The sequence below is a fragment of the Synechococcus sp. JA-3-3Ab genome (assembly GCF_000013205.1).
Taxonomy (GTDB): Bacteria; Cyanobacteriota; Cyanobacteriia; order Thermostichales; family Thermostichaceae; genus Thermostichus.
Map to the genome: position 1 here is coordinate 998771 of NC_007775.1, position 26205 is coordinate 1024975.

The 26205-nt window shown below is 56.9% G+C and carries 22 protein-coding genes and 1 pseudogene; 14 read left to right on the forward strand and 9 right to left on the reverse strand.

Going from position 1 to position 26205, the window contains the following annotated elements; all coding sequences use genetic code 11:
• Positions 1-100: 100 nt before the first annotated feature.
• Complete coding sequence (locus tag CYA_RS04610) at positions 101-1141, forward strand: anthranilate phosphoribosyltransferase family protein (RefSeq protein WP_011429867.1); 1041 nt, start codon at positions 101-103, stop codon at positions 1139-1141.
• 24 nt (positions 1142-1165) lie between these two features.
• On the opposite strand, the pseudogene CYA_RS15715 reads toward CYA_RS04610, so the two are convergent.
• The 3 genes and pseudogenes from CYA_RS15715 to CYA_RS14655 form a co-directional block, all read right to left on the reverse strand.
• Positions 1166-1349, reverse strand: a pseudogene (locus tag CYA_RS15715) (hypothetical protein); the annotation flags it as partial.
• A 164-nt stretch (positions 1350-1513) separates the two neighbouring features.
• Positions 1514-2800: a DUF4912 domain-containing protein gene (locus CYA_RS04615; RefSeq protein ID WP_011429868.1), complete on the reverse strand. Its 1287-nt coding sequence runs from the start codon at positions 2798-2800 to the stop codon at positions 1514-1516.
• Between the two features lie 203 nt (positions 2801-3003).
• Positions 3004-3243 (reverse strand): hypothetical protein, encoded by a 240-nt coding sequence (locus CYA_RS14655; RefSeq protein WP_011429871.1) that lies wholly within the window; start codon positions 3241-3243, stop codon positions 3004-3006.
• Positions 3244-3277: 34 nt separating this feature from the next.
• Here CYA_RS14655 and CYA_RS04620 point away from each other — a divergent pair, with 34 nt between their 5' ends.
• The 3 genes from CYA_RS04620 (at position 3278) to CYA_RS04630 (ending at position 6470) form a co-directional block, all read left to right on the forward strand.
• Positions 3278-4051, forward strand: a complete 774-nt coding sequence (locus tag CYA_RS04620; protein ID WP_228375449.1) for a hypothetical protein — start codon at positions 3278-3280, stop codon at positions 4049-4051.
• Between the two features lie 112 nt (positions 4052-4163).
• A complete protein-coding gene (locus CYA_RS04625) occupies positions 4164-5282 on the forward strand; it encodes a glycosyltransferase family 9 protein (RefSeq protein WP_011429872.1) in 1119 nt (372 codons plus the stop codon).
• Positions 5283-5531: 249 nt separating this feature from the next.
• Positions 5532-6470 (forward strand): DMT family transporter, encoded by a 939-nt coding sequence (locus CYA_RS04630; RefSeq protein ID WP_228375450.1) that lies wholly within the window; start codon positions 5532-5534, stop codon positions 6468-6470.
• A gap of 20 nt (positions 6471-6490) precedes the next feature.
• On the opposite strand, the gene CYA_RS04635 is transcribed toward CYA_RS04630, so the two are convergent.
• Positions 6491-7612: an iron-containing alcohol dehydrogenase family protein gene (locus CYA_RS04635; RefSeq protein ID WP_011429874.1), complete on the reverse strand. Its 1122-nt coding sequence runs from the start codon at positions 7610-7612 to the stop codon at positions 6491-6493.
• Between the two features lie 285 nt (positions 7613-7897).
• Here CYA_RS04635 and pilM point away from each other — a divergent pair, with 285 nt between their 5' ends.
• From pilM to CYA_RS04660, 5 genes are all read left to right on the forward strand, one after another.
• The gene (gene pilM, locus CYA_RS04640) at positions 7898-8980 is read left to right on the forward strand and encodes a type IV pilus biogenesis protein PilM (RefSeq protein WP_228375451.1); all 1083 of its coding nucleotides are present in this window, start codon (positions 7898-7900) and stop codon (positions 8978-8980) included.
• Between the two features lie 63 nt (positions 8981-9043).
• Positions 9044-9748, forward strand: coding sequence for a PilN domain-containing protein (locus CYA_RS04645; protein ID WP_011429876.1), 705 nt, complete (start codon positions 9044-9046; stop codon positions 9746-9748).
• Complete coding sequence (locus CYA_RS04650) at positions 9748-10470, forward strand: hypothetical protein (protein WP_011429877.1); 723 nt, start codon at positions 9748-9750, stop codon at positions 10468-10470. Before CYA_RS04645 ends, CYA_RS04650 begins: the two co-directional genes overlap by 1 nt.
• A 287-nt stretch (positions 10471-10757) precedes the next feature.
• Complete coding sequence (locus CYA_RS14010) at positions 10758-12929, forward strand: AMIN domain-containing protein (RefSeq protein ID WP_011429878.1); 2172 nt, start codon at positions 10758-10760, stop codon at positions 12927-12929.
• A 61-nt stretch (positions 12930-12990) separates the two neighbouring features.
• Positions 12991-13740, forward strand: a complete 750-nt coding sequence (locus CYA_RS04660) for an Ig-like domain-containing protein (protein WP_187147166.1) — start codon at positions 12991-12993, stop codon at positions 13738-13740.
• A gap of 4 nt (positions 13741-13744) precedes the next feature.
• Here CYA_RS04660 and CYA_RS14380 read toward each other — a convergent pair.
• Positions 13745-14691 (reverse strand): IS630-like element ISSoc15 family transposase gene (locus CYA_RS14380; RefSeq protein WP_148203181.1). Its coding sequence is split into 2 segments (ribosomal slippage): positions 13745-14355 and positions 14355-14691, totalling 948 coding nucleotides; the frame shifts between segments, so codons are not numbered across the junction.
• 106 nt (positions 14692-14797) lie between these two features.
• Between CYA_RS14380 and CYA_RS04675 the strand changes: the two genes are divergently transcribed.
• Positions 14798-15196 carry a hypothetical protein gene (locus tag CYA_RS04675; RefSeq protein ID WP_011429882.1) on the forward strand — a complete coding sequence of 133 codons (399 nt, stop codon included), beginning with the start codon at positions 14798-14800 and terminating at the stop codon, positions 15194-15196.
• Between the two features lie 385 nt (positions 15197-15581).
• Here CYA_RS04675 and CYA_RS04680 read toward each other — a convergent pair whose 3' ends face one another.
• On the reverse strand, positions 15582-16148 hold the full coding sequence (locus tag CYA_RS04680) for a DUF2854 domain-containing protein (RefSeq protein ID WP_011429883.1): 567 nt from the start codon (positions 16146-16148) through the stop codon (positions 15582-15584).
• Between the two features lie 127 nt (positions 16149-16275).
• Here CYA_RS04680 and CYA_RS04685 point away from each other — a divergent pair, with 127 nt between their 5' ends.
• Positions 16276-17811, forward strand: a complete 1536-nt coding sequence (locus CYA_RS04685) for an aminotransferase class I/II-fold pyridoxal phosphate-dependent enzyme (protein WP_011429884.1) — start codon at positions 16276-16278, stop codon at positions 17809-17811.
• Between the two features lie 4 nt (positions 17812-17815).
• Here the strand turns inward: CYA_RS04685 and CYA_RS04690 are convergent, their stop codons facing one another.
• On the reverse strand, positions 17816-19249 hold the full coding sequence (locus CYA_RS04690; RefSeq protein WP_011429885.1) for a hemolysin family protein: 1434 nt from the start codon (positions 19247-19249) through the stop codon (positions 17816-17818).
• Between the two features lie 202 nt (positions 19250-19451).
• Positions 19452-19784, reverse strand: a complete 333-nt coding sequence (locus CYA_RS04695) for a PepSY domain-containing protein (protein WP_228375503.1) — start codon at positions 19782-19784, stop codon at positions 19452-19454.
• Between the two features lie 289 nt (positions 19785-20073).
• Between CYA_RS04695 and CYA_RS04700 the strand changes: the two genes are divergently transcribed.
• Together CYA_RS04700 and CYA_RS04705 are read left to right on the forward strand one after the other, a co-directional pair.
• Positions 20074-20994 carry a branched-chain amino acid transaminase gene (locus CYA_RS04700; RefSeq protein ID WP_011429887.1) on the forward strand — a complete coding sequence of 307 codons (921 nt, stop codon included), beginning with the start codon at positions 20074-20076 and terminating at the stop codon, positions 20992-20994.
• A gap of 77 nt (positions 20995-21071) precedes the next feature.
• On the forward strand, positions 21072-21584 hold the full coding sequence (locus CYA_RS04705) for a phosphoribosyltransferase (protein WP_011429888.1): 513 nt from the start codon (positions 21072-21074) through the stop codon (positions 21582-21584).
• Between the two features lie 43 nt (positions 21585-21627).
• On the opposite strand, the gene CYA_RS04710 is transcribed toward CYA_RS04705, so the two are convergent.
• Positions 21628-25401, reverse strand: coding sequence for an FkbM family methyltransferase (locus CYA_RS04710; protein WP_148203182.1), 3774 nt, complete (start codon positions 25399-25401; stop codon positions 21628-21630).
• Between the two features lie 195 nt (positions 25402-25596).
• Between CYA_RS04710 and CYA_RS13720 the strand changes: the two genes are divergently transcribed.
• A complete protein-coding gene (locus CYA_RS13720) occupies positions 25597-26148 on the forward strand; it encodes a type IV pilin protein (protein WP_049749729.1) in 552 nt (183 codons plus the stop codon).
• Positions 26149-26205 lie beyond the last annotated feature (57 nt).

The window sequence follows — 26205 nt, forward strand, 5'->3', positions numbered from 1 at the left end:
AAATTTCTGGTCAAATAAAATACCCATATCGGTAGTTTCAAGTGTTCCGCCCTTATCTCCCCCTATCCTGAGTAGCCCAGCGCTCCCGACCGCCGATGCTATGAGCCAAGAGTTTCGCGAGCTGTTGAAAAAAATCGGCAGCGGCACCCACACCCACCAGGATCTCAGCCGGGCAGAGGCCGCCAGCGCTGCTCGAATGCTCCTGCGGGGGGAAGCCACTCCCGCCCAGATCGGGGCTTTTTTAATTGCCCACCGCATCAAGCGCCCCACTGCCGAGGAGCTGGCCGGTATGTTGGATGCCTACGCAGAAGACGGCCCTCTTCTGCCCCAACGGGATTTGCCCCATCCCTTGATCATCTTTGGCCATCCCTACGATGGCCGCTCGCGGACTGCACCGCTGGGGGTGCTGGTGGCTTTGCTGCTGGCGGCGGCAGGGTCAGCCGTTTTGCTGCATGGCTCTGGCTTCTGTCCCACCAAGTATGGGCTGCCCTTGGAAGCGGTGTGGCGGAGCTTGGGGGTGGATTGGCGGGGGCTATCCCTGGAGCGGGTGGGGCAACTGCTGGAACAAACCGGGCTGGGATTTTTGTATTTGCCCACCTGTTTTCCCCAGGCTCAGGCCCTGATGGACTACCGGGATCAAATCGGCAAGCGCCCCCCCTTGGCCACCTTGGAGCTGGTCTGGACACCCTACCAAGGCCCCTTTCACCTGGTGGCCGGCTATGTGCATCCTCCCACCGAGGCCACGATGCTGGAGCTGTTTGCCCTGCGGGAGATTCGGCAATTCACCACCGTCAAAGGTTTGGAAGGCAGTTGCGACCTGCCGCGGGAACGGGCGGCCATTCTCAACCAGGGCGGGAAACGGCTGCTCTTGAAGGCTCGCGATTGTCACTTGGCAGGCCCGGAGATTCCCCTCTCCGGTGAGAAAGAGCTGCTCCAACAGATGCAGCAGGTGCTCAGCGGGGATCCCTGTGAACTCACCCCAGCCGCTCTCTGGAATGGGGGTAGCTATCTGTGGCTCCTCGGCCACGCCCCATCCTTGCCAGAAGGGATCCAACAGGCGGAAGACCTGCTTCGCTCTGGACGGGTGATGGAGAAGCTGAAACAACTGATCCAGGTGATTGACCTGATACATTTACGCTGAACACTGCTGAACATCACTGTTCAACTATGCAGCGATAGCATTCTGTTTGTTTCCAACCAGAATGGCGGTATCCCGCAAAGCTTTGAGTAGAATACCCAAAGCGCAGTTTCCGTGTCGTCTTACTACCAATTTTCTGCTTTGCTTTGGCTACCATGTTGGCAGACTCGAAAGTAAACAGAAAGATCAACTGGTAGTAATCCGTACTGAACATATTATACATTATTTTCAGTATAGTTGAGCTTATTATTGACTAGAGTCATGCTCTCCTAGGGCTGGGATCCCCTGTTTCGATGACTAGAGTCAAGCTCTCCAGCCCAGGAAAGAAAGCCCCCCGGCCAGCTCCAGGGGGCAAGAAGGGAAAGGTTGGATCCTTCAGGGCAACAGTTCTTCGATAGCCTCTTCCTTGGTGTTGGTGCGGCGGGAGAGGGTGCGGCGGTCGAAGGTCATGTGGATCTCCCGGTTTTGCTCGCCGTCGGCAGCCACAGCAAAGATGGGGAAGTCGATGTTGCCATCCGGGAAAGCCATGTGGAAGCGGAAGGTGCCATCGGGGTTGAGCTGGATCTTGCGCCCGCCGATGGTGACGGTGGCATCGGGCTCCGTGGCCCCATAGACAATCAGCTCGGCATCGGCCACCAGCCAGAACTTGCGGGAGCGCCGCGGCAGGACTTCGGAAGCGCCGGAGAACAGCCCTAGTCCCGACCCGGAAGCCATCCAGGGAGCAGCAGGCACTTCGGCCATGGCCATAGCCATTCCCATCATGCCCACGCCCGACGGGATAATAAACGAGCTGATGGCCTGCTCGGGCACCAGTTGACGGCTGCCCATCTGGTGGCTGCCAAACAGGGATCCCGCCACCCGCATCGCCTCGAAGCCGCCCACCATCTCCAGGAAGGGATCCGCCGTCCTCTGCCGCTGCGGCTCGTCGCCTTTGTAGGCCACCACGCCCATGCCGGTGGCGCTGCGCTTGTAGGGCTCGGTGAGCTGGTAGAGGGTGCGGCCCTGGAGGGGCATGTCAAAGGGCACCGTCAGGAAGTGCTCTTCAAACCAGTCGGAGGGAAAGACTGGCGGCACCATCACCGCCGCCGAGCGGGCCAACATCAGCCAGCGGCCATCTGCCGTCCGGTAGCCAATTTCCACAATGTAGGAACGATCGCTCACCGGGATCGGCAAATACCACTCCCGCGCCAACTCATCACAGGGGTACTCCTGCATGCTGTGGGCCGGCTGGTAGCTGAAATCGATATCCGTCACATCGTAGAGGCGCAGCGCCAACTGTTGGCCGCCCTCGCGGCGCTTGCTTTCTTTAGCCTCGTTGGGCACATCCCAATAGGCGTAGGCCCACTGGGGATCCCGCGGCAGCAAAACGATGCGGCTTTCCCCATAGCCCTCCGGCAGATCCCCCAGCCCTTTGTCCACATCGGCCAGATCCGTCTTGCCGGCAACCTCTTGACCCCTAAACTTCGTTTGGGTGACCGATTCTTGCCCCTTGGGCTCCGGCATGGCATCGACAGGGCAGCCAGCTTTGACTTGGGCCTCTCGAATGGCCTCAATCAGCTGGTCTTTGGTCATGCGGCTGTACTTGGGGATCTGATAGCGGGCAGCTTCTTCCCGCAACTGCCGGATGGTCATCTCTTCCAACGGGATCCGCTCTTGTGGCATGGTCGGGGTCTCCTGTCCTCAACAGATCGGGCTTGTGCGCACACTCCACTGGCTAACCCAAAGGCCGATCCCAGCTTGTGGCTAAGGGCAACCCCTGGCCCACTGGGGTAACAGCCTGCTTGGCGTTTTCCAACCGCTGATGACCATAGGTCGGGATCAACGGGGATCAAAGGAATGATGAACTTATGTTCACGTATTTTTGCCTATTGGTCAAGAGCTTGGGGATCGCTGGGGATCAAAGCCTCGTTTTCCCCGCCATCTCGAGTCAGGGATCCCCAAAATGGGCTTGCGGCCCGCCCTTGCCGGCGGATGGGCGGCCAAGCATCAGCCGCTGCTCTCCAGTCCAAAAGAGGACTGCGCGGGATCCCCTGCCGCACCGGCCTTGCCTGGGTAGCATGGGGGAAGGGTGAGCCGCAGGTTATCAGGCCAAGAGGTGTGGGCATGAGGTGGTGGAAAGATAGGACTCACGGTGCAGGGATGCGAGCGATCTGGGCAGCGCTGGGGATCCTGGTCTGGCCGGGGGAAGCTGTTGAAGCGCAAACCCTGTTTCCTCCCCTCTACCGCCTCCAGGGGGGATCCCCTGCCCCAGCGGTTGAGAAACAACCCCTCCCGGAAGAAACGCCTTGGCGTCCGGTCACTCCCGACCAGGTAGAAAACGTAGAGTCGGCGTTTCCTGTCGAGGACGCAGGGTCGGAAGGGCCGATTTTCGATCTGGACTTGTTGCGGCAGTTGGGCACCAGCCCCGGCGGCGGCTCTGGCTCTGGACAGGGAGACGTGATCGGGCCCGGCAGCGGCCAGAGCGGGGTGCGCGGCTCCAGCCCTGGCTCAGGGATGGGCCCAGGGGGTGGAACTGGCCTAGAGGCGGGATCCCGGCGGCGAGAGCCCCAGGTAACTGGGTTAATTGTCGATGCGCGGGGCCTGGACTTTTTGCCCAGCCAGTCGATGCGCCTTTTGGATCCCGACGGCAACCCAGTTTACCCGCCTATCAACCTTGGCCAAGACCTCAACGCCGCCTTTGTGGGCAGCGAGGGCACCGCCGCCTACACCACCTCGGAAGAGCAGGCCCGCTCGCTGGTCAACCGGATTGGAGAACGGCCCCACCGCCTTCGCGCCATGCGCACGCTGGGTTACGACCTGGTGATCTCCGCCGAAGACGCCTTCAACCTGCGCCAGATGAACGCCAGCAGCGGCTTTCTGGATCGCTTTGCCGTGGTGGTCATCTGGGATGGCAGCCAAGCCAGCCGGCCTTAAAGTCTGGCCCAGGGATCCCGGCGCTGGCCGCGAAGGGGATCTGGGGATGCTAGCCTAGCAAACGTGCTCCGCACCGCCGACGCAAACGGCTTTTTTTGGGGATCCCAACCCTATGCAACGGTTTGCCAACCAGCCTCTGCGGGAACGGCCCCACCTAGCGGTATTTTCTTCCAGCAAGGTGGGCAACTTCGTGGTCACCGTCCCCCTCTTGCGCGGCCTCAAGGAGAAATACCCCGGCTGTGTCCTGGATTTTTTCGGCAGCGAGACCACCCGCGACTTTGAGCTCCACTGTCCCTATATCGACTTCAGCTTCCCCCTCTACAGCCGCCGCCCCGATTACCTCGAGGCCCTGACGGCGGCAGTGCGGGATCGGGTGGCCCAGGCCGGGCCCTACGATCTGGCCATCAACTGCGACGAGTTCAGCGAGCTCAACCTGGTGGCGGTGACGGCCCTGCGACCCCGGTACATTGCCGGGGCCGGCTTGACCCTGGATTTTCGCCGCAAGTTGGATCCCGGCTCCGACCCGGTGCAGCGCATGCTCCAGGACGACGACTGGAACAGCCTGGCGTTTTTGCAGCGCTACAAAGATATCCTCACTAGCAACTACATCGCCGAGATCTTCTGCCGCCTGGCTTACGTAGAGACCGACTTTTTCCGCCTGGAGCTGCCCAGCCGGGATCCCGACTTTGCAGTACCGGAAGTCTTGGTGCACATCACCACCACCCGCCGTGCCAAGATGTGGCCCTTGCAGTACTGGCGCCAGGTGATCGAATGGTGCCAGGGGCAGGGCTTGCAGGTGGGGCTCATTGGCAGCGCCCCCGAGCTACAGCGATCCCTCTACCACGGCGACGGCGAAGACCAACTCCTGATCCAGACGGGGATGATCGACCTGCGGGGCAAGACCGGCCTCCTCGAGTTGGCCGGGGCCCTGAAGCGGGCGCGGGTTTGTATTTCCGTGGACGCGGGGCCGATGCACATTGCGGCGGCCGTGGGCTGCCCCACCATTGCCCTGTTTGGCAACGACGCCGATGGCGATGGAGCTAGCCCCGTGCGGCTGTGGGCTCCACGCCTGCCCCATGTTTACGTTACCCAGACTTCCTATAAATGCCGGATCTGCGCAGAAAACAAGTTCAAAAACGAAGCCTGCCTGGTGGAAGGCCACCCCTGCATGGCCCACCTCAAGCCAGAGACAGTGATTGCCTACCTCCGACAGATCCTGAAGAAGACCTAGACCTTCCAGCCCGTCTCTCCCCTCACCCCCAGCCCCTCTCCCTCTGGGAGAGGGGAGCTGTGGAGCGAGGGAACAACTTGTTCATGGCTATTTGAGATGGCCATAGCTCCCAGGGATCCCCGCCCCGCCGATCAGATGGGCCAGTGGACGGCAGGGAGTGCCCAGAAGCGCAGCCGGATCCCTAGGAGCCTGGTTAAGCTGAGAGCCCGAGGCTGAAAACTCTGTGCCTAAACCATTTGGGTGTGAGCTGTGACTTTGGGGACGGGGTATCGCCACCAGGTGGATCACCTTGCCGAGCGGAGAAACAAGAGGGCTTGGCAAGGGGTTGCCCTGAAGCTGCTGGCCACCTTCTGCTTTGCCTGCCTGGGGGCGATCATCCGCCTCAACACGCCTGCCCTGCACCCTTTTGAGATTGTGTTTTTGCGCAACCTATTCGGGTTTCTTGCCCTGGTACCGCTGCTTTTGCGAGCAGGGATCCACTCGCTGCGCACCGCCAAGATGAGCTTCTACCTCCTGCGCTCGGCAATCAGCACGGTGGGGATGCTGCTTTCCTTCTGGGCGGCCAGCCTGTTGCCTTTGGCAGAGGCCACGGCCCTGAGCTTTGTCCAGCTTTTGTTTGCTGGCATGATGGCGGTTTGGGTGCTGGGAGAACAGATGCGCCCCTCGCGCTGGCTGGGTTTGGGCTTAGGAGTTGTCGGGACTTGGGTGATGCTGAGGCCGGGCTTTCGCGAATTCTCTTTGGGCACAGGGCTAGCCTTAGCGGCGGCGCTTCTTTTTGGCTGGGTGATCATCGTGCTTAAGATCCTCGCCCGCACCGAGTCCAGCCTCACGATCACGGCCTACATGGGCCTGTTGCAGACTCCCCTTTCCTTCTTGGCTGCCGTTTGGGTTTGGACCTGGCCTTCGCCGGAGCAGTGGCTGTGGATGGCAGCGATGGGGCTGTTGGGCAGCCTGGGCCAGGTGGCCCTCACCCAAGCCTACAAGCTGGCTGAGGTGACGATGCTGCTGCCTCTGGATTTTTCCCGCTTGCTCTGGGCCAGTCTAATCGGTTTCTGGGCATTTGCCGAGCTCCCAGATGGGTGGACCTGGCTGGGCGGAGCCCTGATCTTGGCAGGCGCCACCTCCGGGGCCTACGGCGAGGCGCGGCGGCGGGTGAGGAAAACTCAGGCCCGTACCGGCAAAGTTTAAGGTGGCAGAGGCTGGCGGGCCTAAAGCCGCAGCAAGGCGGGGCTGGAGCTGGTCAGGTCGGTGGTGGTAAGAGCCACCAGCAGGGCTTCCGGGCTGACGGGGAAGGGCAGGTGGTGGATATCGGAGCCTGGCTGGCAGGCCACCTGGGCTGCTTGCAGCAGCTCGGCGGATCCCAGGTGGTCGAGGTGGAGATCCCGCAAGTTGAGGGGCAGCCCCACCTGGCGGTAGAACGCCAGCAACTGGGTGCGGGCGGCCAGCGCCAACTGGCTTCCCTGCAGGATCTCCTCTAGGCGGAGCTGGGCCAAAATGCCAAAGGCCACTTTCTCCCCGTGCAGGGTGGCCCGGTGTCCCGGCAAATGGGTTAGGCCGTTGTGAACGGCGTGGGCGGCCACGGTGCGACACTTAGCCCCTCCCATGCCGCCGACGATCCCCGCCAGGCAAATGCAGGCATCCACCACCTGCTTCCAAGCCGTGCCACCCGGCTCCCGCAGGGCCGCCACCGATTGTTGCAAGAGCAAATCCCGCAAAACGCGGGCCTGCTGCACAGCTCCGATCACCAGGGCATCTTCCGAGGCGCCGCTGCTGACAGAAGACTCGTACCACTTGGCCAAGGCATCTCCAATCCCGGCCACCAGGGTGCGCGCCGGGGCCTGCAGGATGAGCTCATAGTCCAGAATCAAAGCGGCAGGTGCCCGATCCAAAGCCACATCCCGCTGAAAGGCACCTGTGTCAGAGTAGATGTTGGACAGGGCGCTCCAGGCGGCACAGGTGGCGGCGGAGGTGGGCACCGTCGCCACCGGGATCCCCAAGCGATGGGCCACCAACTTGGCCGTGTCTAGGGCCTTGCCGCCCCCCACCCCTACAATGCCGGTTACGGACTCTGCCGTGGCCAGGGCCTGTAGGCGAGCCAGCTCCGACTCGCTGCAGTCGACACCATAGGTGCTCCAGTAAACCTGAACGGCGGGATCCCGCCCCAGATTGCGCTTCAGGGGCAGCTCGGCCACGGCCAGGGAGCGCTCCCCCCCGATCACCAACACGCGGGATCCCAGAGCTGTCAGGGGGACAGCCTCGAGGATGCTGCTGCCGCGGTATAGCCGGCCTGGGGCCGGAATGGCCAGGTCGAATTCACAAGTTCTCAGCATTTCAAAGAGGGGCGATAGGGTCAGCCCAGTGTCCATATATATAGATACAGACTACGATTCTAGCCGCAAGTTCTGCCTTTCCCATCTAGGGTGTAGCTACAGGCAAGCCTCGCTTGCTTAGAACGGGTTGGGATCCCTGGCAGGGGAGGGTCAGCCAGCACAAATCTTTGCCAGCAGTCAACTGCAAATGGTGGTAACCCCCAGACAAATTGGGTAGTATGCGTCTAGCAGTGGCGCAGAGGGCAGGGCGTGTTCGGCTTTCTTGGTGGCTCCAAAACTCAAACCATGCTTGGGGTAGATATCAATCCCGAGTGCCTTGCTGTTGCCCAAGTCAAGAAGCAGGGCAATGGTCGCTATCGTCTGGTTCACTACCACAGCGTGGAAATGCCAGAGGGGGCAGTGATCGAGGGGCGCATTCTTGATCCGAGCACAGTTGGCTTGACATTGGCCAACTTACTAAACGAATACAAGGTGCCCACCAGCTTGCCAGTGGCGACCGCGGTGCCGGTGCGAGAGGCGATCGTCCGTCTCATTCGCCTGCCTGCTGACCTGCCTGCCGATGAGTTGCGGCGGGTGGTTCTAGAACAGGAGGCGGAGCTCTACATCCCCTACCCCCGGGATCAGGCGGATGTGGACTACCAGCCCCTGGGCCTAGACCTTTCCCAGGATGGCATTGAGCGCATCGAGGTGCTGCTAGCAGCCATCCCCAAAGAGGTGGTGGACAATTACCTGGCCGTGCTGCAGGCGGCCAACTTGAAGGCGCGCTGTGTGGAGCTGGCCAGCTTCTCCCTCATTCGCACCATCCGTGACCAACTCATCCAGTACAGCCCCCAAGAGGCGGTGTTGCTCAGCTCCATCGGCTACGACAGCAGCGAGATCAGCATCTTGGTCAACGGCATCCCGCAGTTTACCCGCACCGTCAACATCGGCACCATTCACATGCGGCAGGTGCTAGCCCAGGCCCTGAATTTGCCGGTTAGCCGCACCGGCGACCTGTTGCGAACTCTAAGGTTACCCTTGATCAACCCCGCCGATGTTTTGGCCACGGGAGAGCAACCGGTTCCCAGTAACCCGGGCGTGGCAGCCGTGGCGCGGGTCGTTTCCGATTTGGCGGACGAGCTGAGGCGCTCCATTGATTTCTTTACCAGCGCAGAGAGTAACTCCCCTGTGGTGAAGGTATTGTTGGCTGGGCCGGGGGCGGCTATTGGCCAAATGGATGGTTTCTTGTCGCAGTCGCTGAGCCTGGCCGTAGAGTTAGCGGATCCCTTCGGCAGCATCCTGATACCGGATTCAATCGAGGTGCCCTTGGAGGAGCGACCGGCGATGGGAGTGGCCCTGGGGCTGGCCATGCGGGAAGCCAGCAAGTAGTCTTCGGGATCCGCCCAAGAGGATCCCCTAAGCGCAATACCCAACCATGAGCGAGGCGGTGAGATGTACACACCAGAGATCAACTTTCTGAAAGAAAGACCGGAGGTTCCCACCACAGTTCAGACAGGGGGAGTGGTGGCTGGCCCGGAAACTGCCGCCGGAGCTGAGAGCTGGGCTTTGGCCATTGGTCTGGGGGTTGCCGTGGCTGCTGTGGCCATGGGGGCTTTCTTGTATTTCCAAGACAGCTTTTCCCGTCAGCGGAATACTCTGAGGGCAGAGCGAACCCGCCTCGACGGTGAACTCAGCACAGCCAATGCCGAGTTGACCCGACTCCAGGGCCTCAGCCAAGAACTGCAAACCATTCGCACCCAGACGGAAGGGTTTCGCTCTTTTCTCGGATCCGTCCAGCCCTGGTCGGCCATTCTAGAAGAACTGCGGCGCAGGATCCCTGGGCAAGGGGTATGGATAACCAACATCAGCGCCTCTGGCGATACTGTGAACATCCAAGGCGGGGCGCTGGATTTTCCCTTGGTGAACGACTTTTTGCTCACTCTGCTGGATTCCAACTTCGTAACCAGTGCCGTTCTCAACAGTGCCTCTCGAGTGGAGGGCACCCCTGAAACTGAACCCAGCGTCACCTACGGCCTAACGGTTACTATTCGAACCATAGGGGATCCCGACCCGGAGTTGACCCGCGAGCTGGAGCAGCGGGGAGCGATAGGCTTGGTGGAAAAGATCCGCATTTTGCGTCAAGTGGAGGGGAACTGATGACCGGCTCGGTGGAAAGTTTTCACGACGAACAACTGGTGGCACCTCCGGCAGGGCCGCCGGTATTGTTGGGGGTCGAGCTGACCCCTATTCGCATTGGCCTGTTGATCGGGATCCTGGGCCTGGGCGCGGCGAGCTTTTTGGCCTTCACCCAACTCCGTCCTCTGATTAGAGAGGTGCAAGCCTTAGAAAGAGAGGTAGCCCAAAAAACCAGCCAGTTGCAGGAGGTACAGGGCCAGATTGCCGGCTTACAGGATCTGCCCAACCAAATCGAGAGGGCTCGCGTGCAGCAGCAACAGATCAGCGCCTTGCTCGCCACCCCCGAGAATGCCGACACGCAACTGATCGATCTCAACCGACTGGTGCGGGGACAACCCAATGCTCAGTTGCTCAGTTTCAGCCCTTCCCCTCTGACGCCAGCTTCCTCGAACAACCCAGAAGTGCCTGCCATCATCGCCCCAGCCATCCAACTGCAGACAACCCGCGTCACCCTGCGGGGTCCCTACACCGACATCATCAACCTCATGAGAGACATCGAGCGTTTTCGCGCTCTGTTCCGGGTGAGCAACATCTCTCTCAACCCTGGCCAAGGCACAGAGAACCTAGACGCCGCTTTCGATCTGGTTGCTTACTACTACAACAAAGGCGTTCCTCTCGGCACTGCTCCTGCACCTGAAGGGCAAACACCTCCTGAGGGAGGACAGCCAACACCCAGCCAGTAGCCCGGCTTGGCAAGGCCAATCTGTAGCCAATCTATACACTGCGTTTGAGTGTCGCTTCCCCACGGGATCCCACCTGAAGAGACTCGCTACTGGGATTGGAGGGGACGGGCGGGAAATGGGAACCATTGGGGAAAAGCACAGATAGTGTTGCCTATCGAAAAATTTCCCCTAAAGCGGCTGCAGGTAGTGGCAAAGCCGAAAATTTCGGCTTTGATTAGGGAAGCACTGGGTGAACCCGTGCTGAAGTAAAGCAGAAACACGCTTGGCTAACGGAGTGAGGTGTGAGGATGATGAACCGTCGAGTCGCCTGGGGATGTGCATTGAGCTTGATCCTTTCACTGCCCCTGTTGGCTGTGGAAAGCCAGCTCGATGAAGCCGCCGCCCAGCAGTTGACCTCCGCCAATCCACAAAGCCTCAGCCGCATTACCGATATCCGCCTGGTGCCCCACGGCAACCGCATGAAGCTGGAGATCAACACCGCAGGGGGCGCCCGTCCACAGGTGTTCTTTACCCAGCAGGGCCAATCTTGGATTGGGGATATCACCAATGCCCAACTGGATGGAGGTCAAGGTCGCTATCGTCAGGAGTCTCCCCTGCCGGGAGTGCGCTTCATCGAGGCCAAGCAAATGGGCAATGACAGCGTGCGGATAGAAATTGCCGGCGTTGCGGCAGCTCCCCAGGGCTTGCTGGCCCAGCGCAGCCCAACGCAGTTGGTCTTCGAGTTTGAGGGCTTGCCCTCTGCTCCACCGGCTCCTGTAGCGGCATCGCCTAGCCAAGTAGCGCCCAATCAACCGGCCTCGCCGGCTCGACCCCAGCCCGTGGCCCCGCCGCCAGCTCCTGCCTCCCCTCCGGCTGCTCAAAACCCTCCTTCTCCCCAGGGGACAGCCCCTAATCCTCAGCCGCTTGCCCAAACCCCTCCCTCTTCCCCGCCAGCTCAGGCAGCTCCTACCCCTCAGCCAGCTTCTCCTGGGCCGGTTATTTCTCAGGTGCCCTCTGTAGGACAGCTCAACCAACCCCAACTGCCACCGGGATCTGTTGAACTCAGCACTTCTCCGTTCCAGGGTCGAGCAGTAGCTCCTCCGGCAGGGGATCTTGCAGTCGGCAGCATCATTCCTGCTCCCCCTCCAGTTGACTTGGGCTCAAATGCCAAGATCACCTTAACCCTGAGGGATGCTCCCGTAGGTGACGTGTTGAGTCTCTTGGTGCGTCGAGCTGGACTAAATGTAGTCCTTAATGATGTTCCTCCAGACTTAACGATTTCCTTGGATGTAGCTGACTCACCTTTGCAAGAGACATTTAACTTTATCTTGCGCCTGAAGGAACTGCAAGCAACCCGTGTAGGGCAAACAGTTTTTATTGGTACTACACTCCCTGGAGTCGGCCAGCAGATTGTCAAAACCTATAGACTCAATCAACTGAGAATCGAAGAAACAGAGCAAACTTTTGTCTTTAACGCTTCGGGAACTGCAGGGGGAGGAGGAACAGTTGAAATCGATGCTAGGCAACTAAGTATTACTCCGAGTGAAATCAGAAGTAGAATTTTGGCCATTCTGGAAGCATCAAATATCCCTTTAGCTCAAGAGTCAGCCATTCAAGCGGATCCAAGAACAAATTCACTGACTATTGTTGCCACACCTACCCAGCATGATGTAATTGCAGCATATCTTGCCCAAATTGACTTGAGAAGTCGACAGGTTTTAATTAGTGCTAGGTTTATTGAGATCAACCTAGATAATAATTCTAGTCTAGGAGTTGCACTGGGTAGTGCATCTGGCAACTTTGCTCTGGGGTCTGGAGATAACACTGTCTTCGGTGGAACTCCTCTTGACCAACCTGCAGGATCCTCAGTTCCTAATGTTGGTTCTTTTCCTGCTGCAGGGACTGGAGGCTCACTTGTGTTTAACACCTTAAATCGATTACAGCAATCTCTAGCAGCTCGTATAGATGCAGCCATTGCTTCAGGAACAGCTAAGATATTGGCCGATCCAAAAGTAGTAGTCGCGAATAACACTGGCGCAGCTATTGTGGTTGGCCAAGAAGTTATCACCAATAGGAGATTGCAAACAGATCCTGCGACTGGCATATCAACTGTCGTTTTTGAGAAAGGAAATGCGGGAGTCAATTTACTCATTCAGAATGTCAGGATCGATGATAACGGCTACATTACGCTGAACCTTCTTCCACAGATCTCATCTATTGGCAGTCAAATTACACTTTCTGATGGCACTGTTATTAGTTTGCTCAATCAGCGTTCTGTCGGAACATTGCAAACCAGACTTAAAGATCGAGAAACACTATTTCTTGGAGGATTGATACAAGAGGAAGATCGAGTATCTGTTGATAAAGTCCCACTTCTTTCTGAAATTCCTTTACTTGGCTCCCTCTTCCGCAGACAAAACACAACAAATACTAGAAGTGAGGTTGTCGTCTTGATTACTCCAGTTATATTGGAAGATTAAGGCGAAATACAGAATTTCATCGTTTTTGGCCATCCACTTTTATGAGATGAATTGTGCATCAATGCTGAGTTCGAACTCTCGCTATCGACCTTGGGTCAGGCTGGGATCCCTATTGCTCAGCTTGGTTCTGGCTTGGGTGCTGGCTTCGATTGACGCAGGGTGGTCACAAACCTATCGCCTTTCTCTACCGGTACAGGGTCAGAGCTATTCGCAGCTAGTCGAGCAATCACGTCCTCTGGTTTGGCGAGCTTTGGCGCAACAATTTCAAGCTCAACCGCAGCCGGAGCAGATCACCTTGGAGGTACTGGGACAAGCCGGGGATCGGCAAGCCCCTCTATTTACCGTGCGAATGCCTCGCAGCGTTTGGCAGCAAAACCCCTCCCCCGCTCAATTGGAGCAGCATACCATTTTCTATCCTGATGCGTTGGCTCTTTTACAGCCGCGAGCACCGCTGCAGCAAGCCCAGGTAGAATCTACTGCTCCCTTTGCAAATGGAATTACATTGGTCTCCAGCAATCCTTCCAATGGCCAAAGAGGGATCCCAATTGACCAAAATATCCATCTGCGTTTTGATCGACAGCTTCCAGCCGGAATAACAGGTCTAGCCTTCGGGATCCAGCCCCCTGTGGAGGTGGCCTTTGACATTCAGGGAAACGAGCTGATCTTTCAGCCTTTACAGCTACTCAGCTACAGCACAGATTACAGAATACTCTTGCCTGCAGCCAAAGAGCTGGATTTACAAAAGCCCATAGAATTGACTTTCCGCACCGAGCCTCAGTACAGTTACCAGCGAGATATTACAGCCTGTTAAGGGCTCAAGGGGTACAATAGCAGCACTTAGCAAACCAACTTCGGAAGGAGGATGGATTGATCAGTAGTAAAGAAGTCTTCACTATCTGCTCCATGCTATATTTCCCAATTCTGCAAAGCTGCCGAATAAAATGCTTCAACACCGACCACATCATCTCAATGGGATTCAACTCCGGCGCATACACAGGCAGGTATAGGATTCGTGCTCCTGTCCCCCTAATCAATTCCTCAACTTCCCGACTCTTGTGGATATTTAAATTGTCCATAATCACAACCTTCCTCGCATCTAGCTTCGGACATAGCTCGCTTCTCAAAAACTCCAAAAAATCTCCTTTCTTCATCCCACCCTTGATGACACGACAGCCAACTACACCTCTCAAGGAAATAGCTCCAATAACCGTATACTTTTCACCCTTGTATCTCTGACGATAATGATAAGCCCTTTGACCACGTAAACTCCGAGATACTCTCCGCTCCATTCCCTCCCAGACTCCCGTCTGGTCGATGGCAATCAAATCCTCCGCTGGAATATTCCTGACTTCTTGACTATAAGCTAGTCGTTCCCTTTGCACCTCCTCTTCTTTGACTTTTGCACTGCGGTAGGTCTTTTTTTTAGAGTCATTCCTTGCTTTTTCAAGAAATTATGTATCGTGACGATGCTTACATTGATTCCTAAGCGCTCGCGCAACAGTTCTTGATACTGCCACAGGTAGAAGTCTGGGTGTTCTGTAATAATTGCCATCACTTCCTGCCGATGTTGTTCCAAAATGCCCACTCGCTTGGTGCCTGCTTTCTTAGGGGCTAAATCTTGAGTTTGTTGGTACTGACGCACCCAGCGGTGTACTGTTCTTTTGGTCACCATGAAGCGTTTAGCTACCTGGCGGATGGAGGTGTTACCTGCCTGGTAGGCTGCTACAACTCTTTGCCGCAAATCCAAAGAATGAGTCGGCATTCCTTTCTCTCCTTCCTCTTGAATACCTGTACCCTATTTTAAATTAAAAGGCTGTAAGCCCTTGCTAGAAGCCAGTTGTGTAGGTTGTCATCAGCAGGCCGGTCGGATGCGGCGCAGCCCTTTGGATAGCTATGCCGCGGTGATGCGTTACGTAACGCCCGGATCAGAAAATAGCGAGTTGCTGAAACCGCGCTGGTTAGCTCGCCATGCTGTTATTCAGCGGGCGGCAGGGATCCCCTTGAATGGGGAAGGAAAAGAGGCCGACGCCCCCGGTTCCTTGTTGGAGCTTGGGACAGGAGCCATGCCGACGCCGAGACCCCCCGTGAGTGATCCCCAAGGAGAATTTCCCGGCTCTTTTATTGGACGCAGCGGATCTCCCGAATTGGCCTATATTCGCCGCAACGGCACCGGCACCGATCGCTTGGGCCACTTGAGCCCTGAGGAAATCCAGATCTTGCGTACCTGGATTATTCAGGATTGGGCTGCTGAGACCCACAAAAGTTAACCCGATGGCTCGGGGAGTCTTTATTGAGTTAAGATGAGTTGACCTAGATGTTAAGTTTCTTGACCAACTGCTTATCTTGGAACCAAAACCCTACGAGACCAACTGGTGACAACTGCTGCCAGGGATCCCTTGGATTGCATGAGGTGGGTTGTAGAAGCTTTTGGCAAGCGACTGGCAACCAGCTTGAGGACGAGAGCTTAGCGTCATTGCTGGCGCTGTTTTCGTGTCGCTCAGAGAGGAATCCTGCTAACTTTTTACCATTCAAAAAATAGGGATCCCCAAGTCTCCTTCCTCTAGTGTTTCAGTTCTGAACACACCTGTGTGAGTCGTTCTAATCTTAAGAACAAAACTGTGAAATCAAAGGACCTAAGCCCCGCCGTCTTGCTCAGGTGGCCTGGGATCCGGGACGGGCGATGAGCGCCAGCTCCACCTGATGTTCTCGGGGCTGCTCCAGTTGCACCTCCACGTCGCGGCCAAAGAAGCCCTGCATTTTTTTTTGGTAGCTTTCCTGCCATTGCTGGAAGGAAACGGCTGGCGAATCAAACAGGAGCACCAGGGTGTAGCGGCCATCCCGCAATTCTTCTCTGTAGCCTTTGATTTTGGGTAGGTCTGCTTCCAGAGGGCCGCGCAGGCCGAGAAACTCCAGGGCCTCTTCCAGGTGGGCGTTGGCCCCATAGCTATATTTGGTGATGTCGGCGCGGACTTGTTTTTGAATTTCCGTGGCCTGCTGAGCGCGGGCTTGGAGCACTTCTGGCGAAGGGGACGTCAGGGCAGGCACTGGCTTGAGCTCCACCACCTTCATGGTCACCCCCCCCAGCAGCAGAGGGATCCCGACAAACAGGCCGATGAGATTGAGGGTGGGATCGCTGTACTGGGCAAAGCCCCAAGCTGTGGCGGCAACGCCCGCCAGCAACACGAGCGTGCTCAGGGGAAGAGGCAGTTTTTCAAACATACAGGAAGAAAAGGCAACCTGAAACCCAGGCTAGCAGGAAAGACACTTCCTGAGGCGACCTTGAGGGTGGACTTGGCTAGGCTGGGGATGGATAATGGCTGGACGCTGGTGTGTTGGGGAGTGGTCCATGGTTCTGTCGCATCTGTCCAAAGCGTCCCGTCGTCTGCGCCTGCTGGACCGCAAAGCCCAAGAGCGGGCCCCTCTATTTGAGGCCATCCGCCACTATTGCAGCTTGGATAAGGCTCCTTTTCACACGCCAGGCCACAAACAGGGACGTGGGATCCCTGCCGATCTGCGAGCCTTTCTGGGAGAAAACGTCTTCCGAGCGGATCTGACGGAGCTGCCGGAGGTGGACAACCTCCACGATCCCGACGGCGTGATCCGAGAGGCCCAGGAGCTAGCCGCAGCGGCCTACGGCGCCGATCGCAGTTGGTTTTTGGTGAACGGCTCCACCTGCGGTGTGGAAACCCTGGTGATGGCGGTGTGCGACCCAGGGGACAAGATTCTGCTGCCGCGCAACTGTCACAAGTCGGCCATCGCCGGCGTAATCCTCTCTGGGGCCGTGCCCGTCTACATTGAGCCAGATTTTGACTTGGAGCTGGGCATTGCCCACGGCATCACCCCAGCTGGCTTGGAGCGGGCCCTAGCAGAACACCCCGACGCCAAGGGCGTGTTGGTGGTCAGCCCCACCTACTATGGGGTTTGCTGCGACTTAGAAGCGCTGGCAGCCATCGCCCACGCCCACGGCCTGCCCCTCCTGGTGGACGAGGCCCACGGGCCCCACTTGGGCTTTCATCCAGAACTGCCCCTCTCCGCCTTGGAAGCCGGGGCTGACCTGGTGGTGCAGTCCACCCATAAAGTCATCTCCGGCATGACCCAGGCGTCGATGCTGCACCTCAAGGGATCCCGCATCGATCCCAACCGGGTGCGCAACATCTTGCAACTGCTGCAATCGACCAGCCCCAACTACGTGCTGATGATGTCGCTGGATGTCGCGCGGCGGCAGATGGCCCTGGAAGGGGAAGTTCTGCTAGGCCAAACCTTGACCCTGGCGGATCAAGCCCGCGCCCGCCTCAACCGCATCCCCGGTATCTTCTGTTTTGGCCCAGAGCGCATCGGCTCCACGCCTGGCTTTTTCGATTTGGATCGCACCCGCCTGACGGTGACGGTGTCGGGGCTGGGCCTTTTTGGCTTCGACGCCCATGACTGGGTCAACGATCACTTCCACGTGCAGCCGGAGATGTCCACCTTGCACAACGTGGTCTTCATTATTAGCCTGGGCAATACCCAGCGGGATATTGACCGGCTGGTGGAGAGCGTGGCCGCCTTGTCGGAGCAGGCGCAGGGATCCCAGCCCTCGCTGGCGCTGGCCGAGAAACTGCGGCGCCTGGCCCAGTTAAAACGCCCTCCCCTGCCGCCGCAACGGCTCTCGCCGCGACAGGCCTTCTTCGCCCCCATCGAGCGGATCCCCTTCCAGGAGGCTGTGGGCCATATCTGTGCCGAGATCATCTCCCCCTACCCCCCTGGGATCCCAATCCTGGTGCCCGGCGAAGAAGTGACCCAGGAAGCGGTGGACTATCTGCTGTTGGTGCACGAGGCAGGCGGCTTTATCAACGGCCCCGAAGACGTGCGGCTGCAGACCCTCAAGGTCGTCAAAACCTAGCTCCTCAAGTGCCCGGCTGCGCCGTCTGAGCAGGGGGCAGGGAAGGCAGGGGGTTGGGAGAGCTGCGGCGGTGGCGGACGACCTTCACCCGATCCACCCGCGGCCCTTCCATGCGCACCACCTGGAACTCCATGTCTTGGTAGGTAAACTTTTCCCCCACGCGCGGGATCTTCTGCAGGTGGTAGATCAAAAAGCCCCCCAGGGTCTGGTAGTCCTCGTGGAGGGGCAAGTTGAGGTGGCAGCGCTCGTTGACCTCTTCAATGTCCAACTGGGCCTGGATGAGGAGGGTATTTTCGTCCAGCTCCTGAATATCCGCCTCCTTCGCCTTGGGATCCGGCCCATCGGAGAGCTTGCCGACGATCTCCTCCACCAAGTCTTGAATGGTAATCAGGCCTGCCGTGCCGCCAAACTCATCCACTAGCACCACCATCGGCCAGTGGTGCTGCCTCATTTCGGGCAACAGTTCCGCAATTGGCTTGTTCTCCGGCTCAAAGTGGGCCTCGCGGATGAAGTTGGTGATGGGGCTGTGCAAATCTATGGATCCCTTGGCCAACTGGCCGATCAACTCCTTAACGTGGATCAGCCCGCGGATGTCATCCAAAGACTCGCCGTAGACCGGATAGCGGGAGTGCCCCGATTCCGCCACCTCGGCCAGCACCTCTTGCACCGTGGCCGTCTCCGGCACCGCATCGATGCTGGTGCGCGGGATCATCACCTCGCTGGCCACCGTCTCGCCGAACTCGAAAATATTGCTCAACAGCTCCCGCTCCTCCGCCTCGATGTTGCCCGACTCCACCGACGAGGCAATCAGCAGTTGCAGCTCCTCCACCGTCATGGTGCTGTAAAAAGAAGTGGCCTCCGGGATGCGGACGCCAAAAAGCTGCAACAAGCAGCGGGAGGAGAACCGGAGCAGCTCCACGAAAGGGTGCAAAAAGCGGCTCACCAAGCGGTTAAGCCAGGCCAGTTGCAGCGCAATCGGCTCCGAGTAGAGAATGGCCAGAGTTTTCGGGATCAGCTCTCCCACCACAATTTGGAAATAGGTGAGCAGCGAAAACACCACCACCACTGCCACTCCCCGGATAAGGGCGGGATCCACATTCTGAAGCCAAGCCAACTGCCTCAAGGCCAAAAACAGCGTCGGCGCAACCTGGGTGGCCCCAATCCAGCCCAGCAGCACGCTGGCTAGGGTAATGCCCAACTGGGTGGTGGAGAGGGCATACTCCAACTGTTCCTGGGCCTTTTGCACAATCCCCGCCTGGCGGTTCCCTTCGCTGGCCAGCTGCACCATGCGGGAGCGCCGCGCCGACACCAAGGAAAACTCCACCGCCACAAAAAAAGCGTTGATGAGGAGAAGGGCGATAACCCAGAGGAGACTGAGAGACGCCTCTCCCCAAGAGAACTCAGGGCTGGGGGCCGAGGCTAAAGGAGGGTCGTCCATCAGGGGGAGCAGCAAGACGGATAGAGAGCATTTTAGCCCAGACCGACTCGACCACCTGCCCCTGGCCAGCAGTTAAACTGGCCTCAGCCATCGGGCGGCTATTATGCGAACACCTTCCCCCTGCCCAAATGAACGGGATCCCCAGCTTTTGCAGTTCTCAAGATTGCTACTTTTTCATCAAGCATTCATCAAGCAGTGGCAACTACCGCTTTTTCCGGCAACGCTTACCCCAGTTCGTGCAGTCATCGATATCGACAACATCGCCGCTAGTGGCGTCGATCTGGACTTCAACATCGTTGGTGAATTTTACTTCCCAAACTAAGCGCCCATCTTCGCGCTCCAACTCAACTTCTTTGATCACAGCATTGGGAACAGCAGATCGAGCAATCTGAATCGCTTCTTCAATGCGGACGGCTGGAGCAGGAGATTGAGCAAAAGCTGCCTCTGTGCTTTCGCCTACCCCTAGCATCGGGCTGCTGAGGGGCAAAACGCCCAGCAAAAGCAAGGAAGCAACAGAAGGTTTTGAAAGCTTCACTTCCAACTGTTTGAGTAACCACATTCTTACCCTACCACCCTCGGGGTGAAAGAAGCCTTGCCAAAAAGAGCATTGTTGCCTTCGCAAGGGGAGTGGGCTCCTTGCGTCATAGGGTGTAGTTCGTCAGCCCCTCGTAGATTAGAAGCTATTTGCCGCCGCAGCCCTCGCAGAAATGGACTGGCTAAAAAACCCTGCGGTGCATATATCTTCCCGAGTGCTGCCGGCGCTGCCTCCATCGGTGATAATATTCCTACTCTTACATCTTTTCCCACCGCAGTAGGTGCCGACCATGCCCGATTTTCTGCCCTACGCCTACTTTCAGGGCCAGATCGTCCCCTTTGCCGAGGCGAAGATCTCCATTGCCACCCATGCTCTGCACTACGGGACGGCAGCCTTCGGCGGCCTACGCGGGATCCCCGATCCGCAAAACCCAGATCAGGTGCTGGTGTTTCGCCTGGATCGCCACTGCCGACGGCTGAGTCAGAGTGCTCGCCTGCTCTGCTTCGATCTGCCCGCCGAGAAGATCGAGCAGGTCATTGTGGAGCTGATCCGGAAAAATCGCCCTTCCACCTCTTTCTATATCCGCCCCCTGGTGTACACCTCCGACCTGGGCATTTCGCCGCGGCTGCACAATATCGAGAAAGACTTTTTCGTGTACGGCTTGGAATTGGGAGACTACCTCTCGCCGGAGGGAGTCACCTGCCGCATCAGCTCCTGGGCCCGCCAAGAGGATCGCAGCCTGCCGTTGCGGGGCAAGATCACTGGCGCCTACATTACCTCCTCCCTGGCCAAGACCGAGGCAGTACAGTCTGGCTTCGACGAAGCTATCTTAATCAGCTCCCAGGGTAAAGTGAGCGAAGCCTCGGGCATGAACATCTTCATCGTGCGCAACGGCGTGCTGATTACCCCCAGCTTCGACCAAGACATCCTGGAAGGGATCACCCGCGACAGCGTCCTCACCCTGGCCCGCGACCTGGGGATCCCCACCCAAGAGCGGCCCGTCGACAAGTCGGAGCTGTTCATTGCCGAGGAAGCCTTCCTGACCGGCACCGCGGCCAAGATCACGCCCATCCGCCAGATCGAACAGTACGTCTTGCCCACCTCTCGCCCCATCACTGAGCAACTGCGGCAGAAGCTGACGGCCATCACCGAAAATCGGGATCCCGCCTATTCCCACTGGGTGAAGGTGATCCCGCTAAAAGAAAGCTAGACCCTCAGCTTGCCATCGGCAGGCTGCCGAAGGGGAGAATTAGAATTGACCAATCCAGACTGCGGGAGAGGGATCCCTTGCACGAGATTTCCATTACCTGGGCCGACTACCACCGCAAAATCGAGGAGCTGGCCGTCAAAGTTTACGAAAGCGGCTGGGAGTTTAACCAAATTGTCTGCATCGCCAAAGGGGGGCTGCGCATCGGCGATACCCTGGCCCGTCTGTTCGATCTTCCCCTGGCCATTCTCGCCGCTTCCTCCTACTCCGGCCCTGGCAAGCGGGGGCAACTGATCTTCTCGCGGGATCTGGCTATGACCACTGCCAACCTGGGCAGCCATGTGTTGTTGGTGGACGACTTAGTCGACTCCGGCATGACCCTGAAGCGGGCCGTCCACTGGCTCAAACACCACTACGGCTTCTACATCGAGGAAATCCGCACCGGCGTACTTTGGTACAAAGCGGCCTCTGTCTACCAGCCCGACTACTACGTGGACTACCTGCCGGATAATCCCTGGATCCATCAGCCCTTCGAGCCCTACGAGCAGATGACGCCCCAGCAGTTGATGCAAGCGCTGCGCTCTTCAGGTTAGTTAATTTTGCTCAGGGCTTGCTTCATCAAGGAATTTGGTAAGTCTAAGCCGATATCATATCTGCAACTTTTTCCAAGTTTGAGGGGTGGATTGCGATGATATTTAGGGCAGAAACGGGATATTGCTGCGGCTTGACCTTGGTGAGTTTATTCAGGAAACGGTTGTAGGTGTAAAACCCATATCCCAACGGCTCCAATACCTTCGCGGTAGCGGATCCCGTAACTTTAGAACCGCTTATATTCTCAAAGATAACAATAGACTGGGTGGCAGCGAGCAATTCTAGCGCGCCGGATATGACCTGCTCTTCGGCACCTTCTGCATCGATCTTGATGAGATCGATTTGCGGCTTTCCCTTCGAGCGCCAGATAGAATCCAAAGTGGTAAGATTCACTACTTTCTCATCTCTCGATTTCTGTTCTGGCACCGGCCCTGGATCACTGATGGAGTTAAATACGGTAGCCCTTTCTTCCTGAAACTGCACGGTGCCCTCATGGTCTCCAGCGGCAGACTCGACAGGGGAAACAACATTTTCTAGGGAGCTAGCACTGATTGTCTTTTGCAGGTGTTGAATACAGGAAGTTGTCGGCTCAACTGCGATCACACTGCCTGTAGGGCCAACTCGGCGGGCAGCAAGGAAAGTGTACACCCCAACGTTAGCTCCCACATCGATAACATTCATGCCTGCCTTGAGGAAGTGACGGCAGAAATCCATTTCTTCCTCAAACCACTCCCCTTGAGTCAGCAAGACGCGGGTCACGATACTTGAGAAGGAAGGTTCCAGTGAAAGTCTACAACCTTCGTAGTCGAGATAGAGCTCCGGTTGGCCAGGCAGAGAAGCTGTACGCACTTGGGGCACAACTTCCCACATCGCAATTTGTTTGGCCAGACTTGCTAGTTGATGATCTGGGTCAAGAGTAAGTACACGGTTAATAGGTATCAGCCCTTCTATCTTTCTCTGCGAGAGGAGCTCAACTCCTACTGCCAAGGCAGCTTGGATATCATCTGGGTTTATAGAATAAGTCAGGTTCCAAAATCTCATGGCTTCGGGGCTATATACAACCCCAATGTGGGTGGCCATCCACTTGGCTAGATAGTATAGGTAAGTGTGTTTTGCAAAACCTTTGCTTTGAACCCAAATGGGAACATCTGTCAACCGGGAAGGTTGTAGATCCTGCGCTTCGGTGCACAAAAACTCCAGGAGAGCGTAGGCATCTTCAAAAGCGCGAGAACGATCGCCCAATACCAATAGGGCATGGATTCGGTTTAGCCAACAGGGGACATGATAGGGATCCCTTGCCAGGCCCCTTCGCCAGAGAGACACCGCTTCTTCCCAGGTGGATTGGCGCGTTGCAACGGAAGCATCGGCGCCTAGGCAACGAATGAGCTGGATCCCCGCTTGATTCCATTCGTCTGGGCTGGAGTACAAGTCGTTAGGATGAAAGACGTAGGTCTCATGAGGTTTGCCTTCCAGAATGTGGAAGAAGGCAGCTTCCATGCTGCGGGCATGCTCACGCGGATCCCAAATTATCGACCAACGGCGAGAATCTTTAATTTGCTTTTTAATTCGGTTAATTCGCTCTGGGTCATTGCCCAGCTGGATCCCGCGCTGGATAAACTCTTCTACCGACCAGGTGATGCACTCTTCGAGACCGATATTTTTCAGCAAACTGTAGCTCATGCGGCCGTAGTAATGGCGGCCTACCAGAGTAAGAACCGGCACGCCCATATAAAGGGCTTCCATGGTGTGGGTTGCACCAGTATAAGGAAAGGTATCTAGAATGAGATCAACGCAACCCAGTTGCCCACGGTGCTCTTCCACACTCCCAGCTTTCGCCAGAAAGCGGACACGGTCTAAGACGCCTAGCTCTTTAGATTTTTCTTGGTAGCGTCTAATCACTGTGGCAATTTCCCCTAAGCCTTTGACAATAAGAATTCCGTTGGGGATGGCTTTTAGAATCTGCAAATGAGCGCTGATACATTCGTCAGTTCGCTTGTAGGCATTGGCCGCAGTAAGGAAAACAACATCTGTTGGGCCTATTCTCAACTTGGTTTTGAAATTCACCTCATCGGCTGCAATAACGTCCAGATAGTCAACTGCACAATAGCTGGGCAAGCGGATAATTTCTTCATGGTAATCGGCCTGGGCATTTTCGGGAAGAATATAAGGATCGGCAAAGAAGTAATCAAACTCGGGTAAGCCAACAGCATCTCCCCCTAACCAACCAATTTGGACAGGGGCAGCCCGCAGAGCTGCTACGATATTGGCATCGTGGCTGGTGATAGAGTCCATGAAGACCATGATATCGATGCGATCCTCGCGAGCTTGAGCAGCCACTTGAGGAGCGCTAACCCCTTCGGAGAAGAAGCGAAAATAAAGGCTCTCCTGGGATCGAAACTTTCGATACATGTTGTCGCAGCTGGCGATTTCCTCAGTTTTCCAGCCCTGGTAGTAGTAGTAACAAATGTCTAATACACTGCGGGATAAGTTTCTCAAAGTAGCTTCGCTGAGAAATCCCACTGAATGTCGCTGAAAACAGCTACCTAAGAAACCGACTCGAAGTTTACGGCTTTCTCCATTGACTGTTTGATAATCTTGCTGATTTTTCTTCCAATACTCTGACCATAGGAAATCACGTTGAGAGGCCATGAGGCTGAGGCAATCGTTAAAAATCCTGCCAGCAAGTTGCTGGTAACGACGAATTAGAGACCGATCATCTGTCAGATAGCTCCAACAAAAGCAGACTCGAAAGAGAATAGCTTTAGCAACGGTCAGGCTCTCGAGAAGATTTTCATCGTTTACTTTCAGGGAGCTTAAATCAATTGATCTGGATGAGATTAAGTCAATGATTTTTTGGATTGCAAGCTCTACCCTGTCTGGCCGGGCAGCGTGGATCAGCTTTTCCAAAGATTCTGAGAGAAGGGATAGGCGCAGGGAGAAGTTCTCCCCTGCCTGGGGGCCTTCGGCTGCCGCAAGAAGGGCTTCTCCCAAGATGGAATAAGCGTCGCTGGTCGAGTCTCCGAAGAGGGCACGAGCTGCCCTCTGAAAGAAGTCGCCGATGAGATCCTCGATTGTCCACAAACCTTCATAGCGCTCAGCCTGCTCGGGAGCCGCCGCCTGGGCTAGCTGAGCTAGTAGAGCGGCAAAGCCAGGCTTCTGGCTCTCCAGCAGATGAGCTTGTAAAGCTGTAGCCACCTCGAAAAACAAGTCTAAGTAGCCGTCATCCCATAGCTGAGTGAGAAGTTGAGTCAGGAGCGGCTCCTGGGTGATATCTAGGGTCTCCTCATCTCCCAGCCCGGCCAATTGTTCCGCCAAGGCCTGGCCGTAGAAGCCGACGGCCAGCTCGTTTTGAGCTTGCAAGGCCCGGGACAGCAAAACCTGGGTGTTATCCCGCCGGCCTGGATCCAGCTCAAAAGCCATTTCCCGCAGCTTCAGGCACACCTGAAGGCGCTCCTGCGGATCTTGGTCGGGTGTATTTTCCAGACGGCCTGCCAAAGACACCAATAGCTCTATCACCTTCTCTGGGGGCAGGATCCCAGCCTTGATCAAGGATGTGTAGACCTGGTAGGCGAAGTTTAGGCGGCCCGAAATCAAGGCTTGCTCCAGCGCTGCGAGGGCGATCGCCACCTGGTCAGCCAGGGGAGTCGTCTCTTCAGAAGGAGAAGGCGCCTCAAGGTCAAAAAGGCCCCATAAGAATTCTCGCCATACCTCCGGATCTTGCTGTGGGTAGAAGGCCGCCAGCCATTCTGCGAAGGCCTCTGGCGATTCCTGTAACAGTTGTTTGGCTTCCAGAATCCGAGCTTGCAAGGCGGGGTTCATGGCCGGAACAAGGAGCACTGGTCTTAATCTGCCATGCCGAGGCCCGCTCGGCCAAACTACGGAAGACCCACCCGACAAAGATCCGCAAATTTGCGGGGAGGCAGGCTGTTATGAATTGCCCTCAGGCTGGGTAAGTTAGGACTGGCAGGTAACCTGCGCAGTTAACTTTCTAGTTTGTAATAAGGATCGAGTATCATGAGCGCGAAGTCTCGTCAGTCTCTGTTGCGGGCCAAGCTGGCTCAGCAACTTCTCTCCCAAGCCAAAGGCTTCACCCTGATCGAACTGCTGGTGGTGATCGTGATTGTCGGCGTGCTGTCGGCGGTGGCGATCCCTCAATTCTTGAACCAAGTGCGCCGCTCCCGCACGGCCGAAGCCCAGGCAGCTCTCACGGCAGTGGGTCGTGGTTCTGAAGTCTATCGCCTAGATGTTGGCGTGTACCCGGACAACTACACCAGAATTCAGTTCGGATGTCCTACCACTAGTGGGGCTGATTCCTGCGGCGCTAGGGGCGATAAGTTTATGAATGATCCCTGGAGCGCCCCCAATTACCAAACACCAGTGGCCAGCGATATTATTAGTACTGCGCCTCAGGGGATGCGCTGGGACACCACTGCTGTCACGGGTGCAAGCCGCTACGTTAACGCTTCTGGTCAATCTATTCAGTGCACCATTGGGCTGGGATCAAGGGAGACAGTTGTGGCTACTCTGCCTACCTTTGTTGGTAAGAGCTGCAACGTCTTTGACTAGTTTCTATCTCTACTTTATGTACTCCGTGGCTCCCTGTGGGGAGCTTTTTTATTTCAG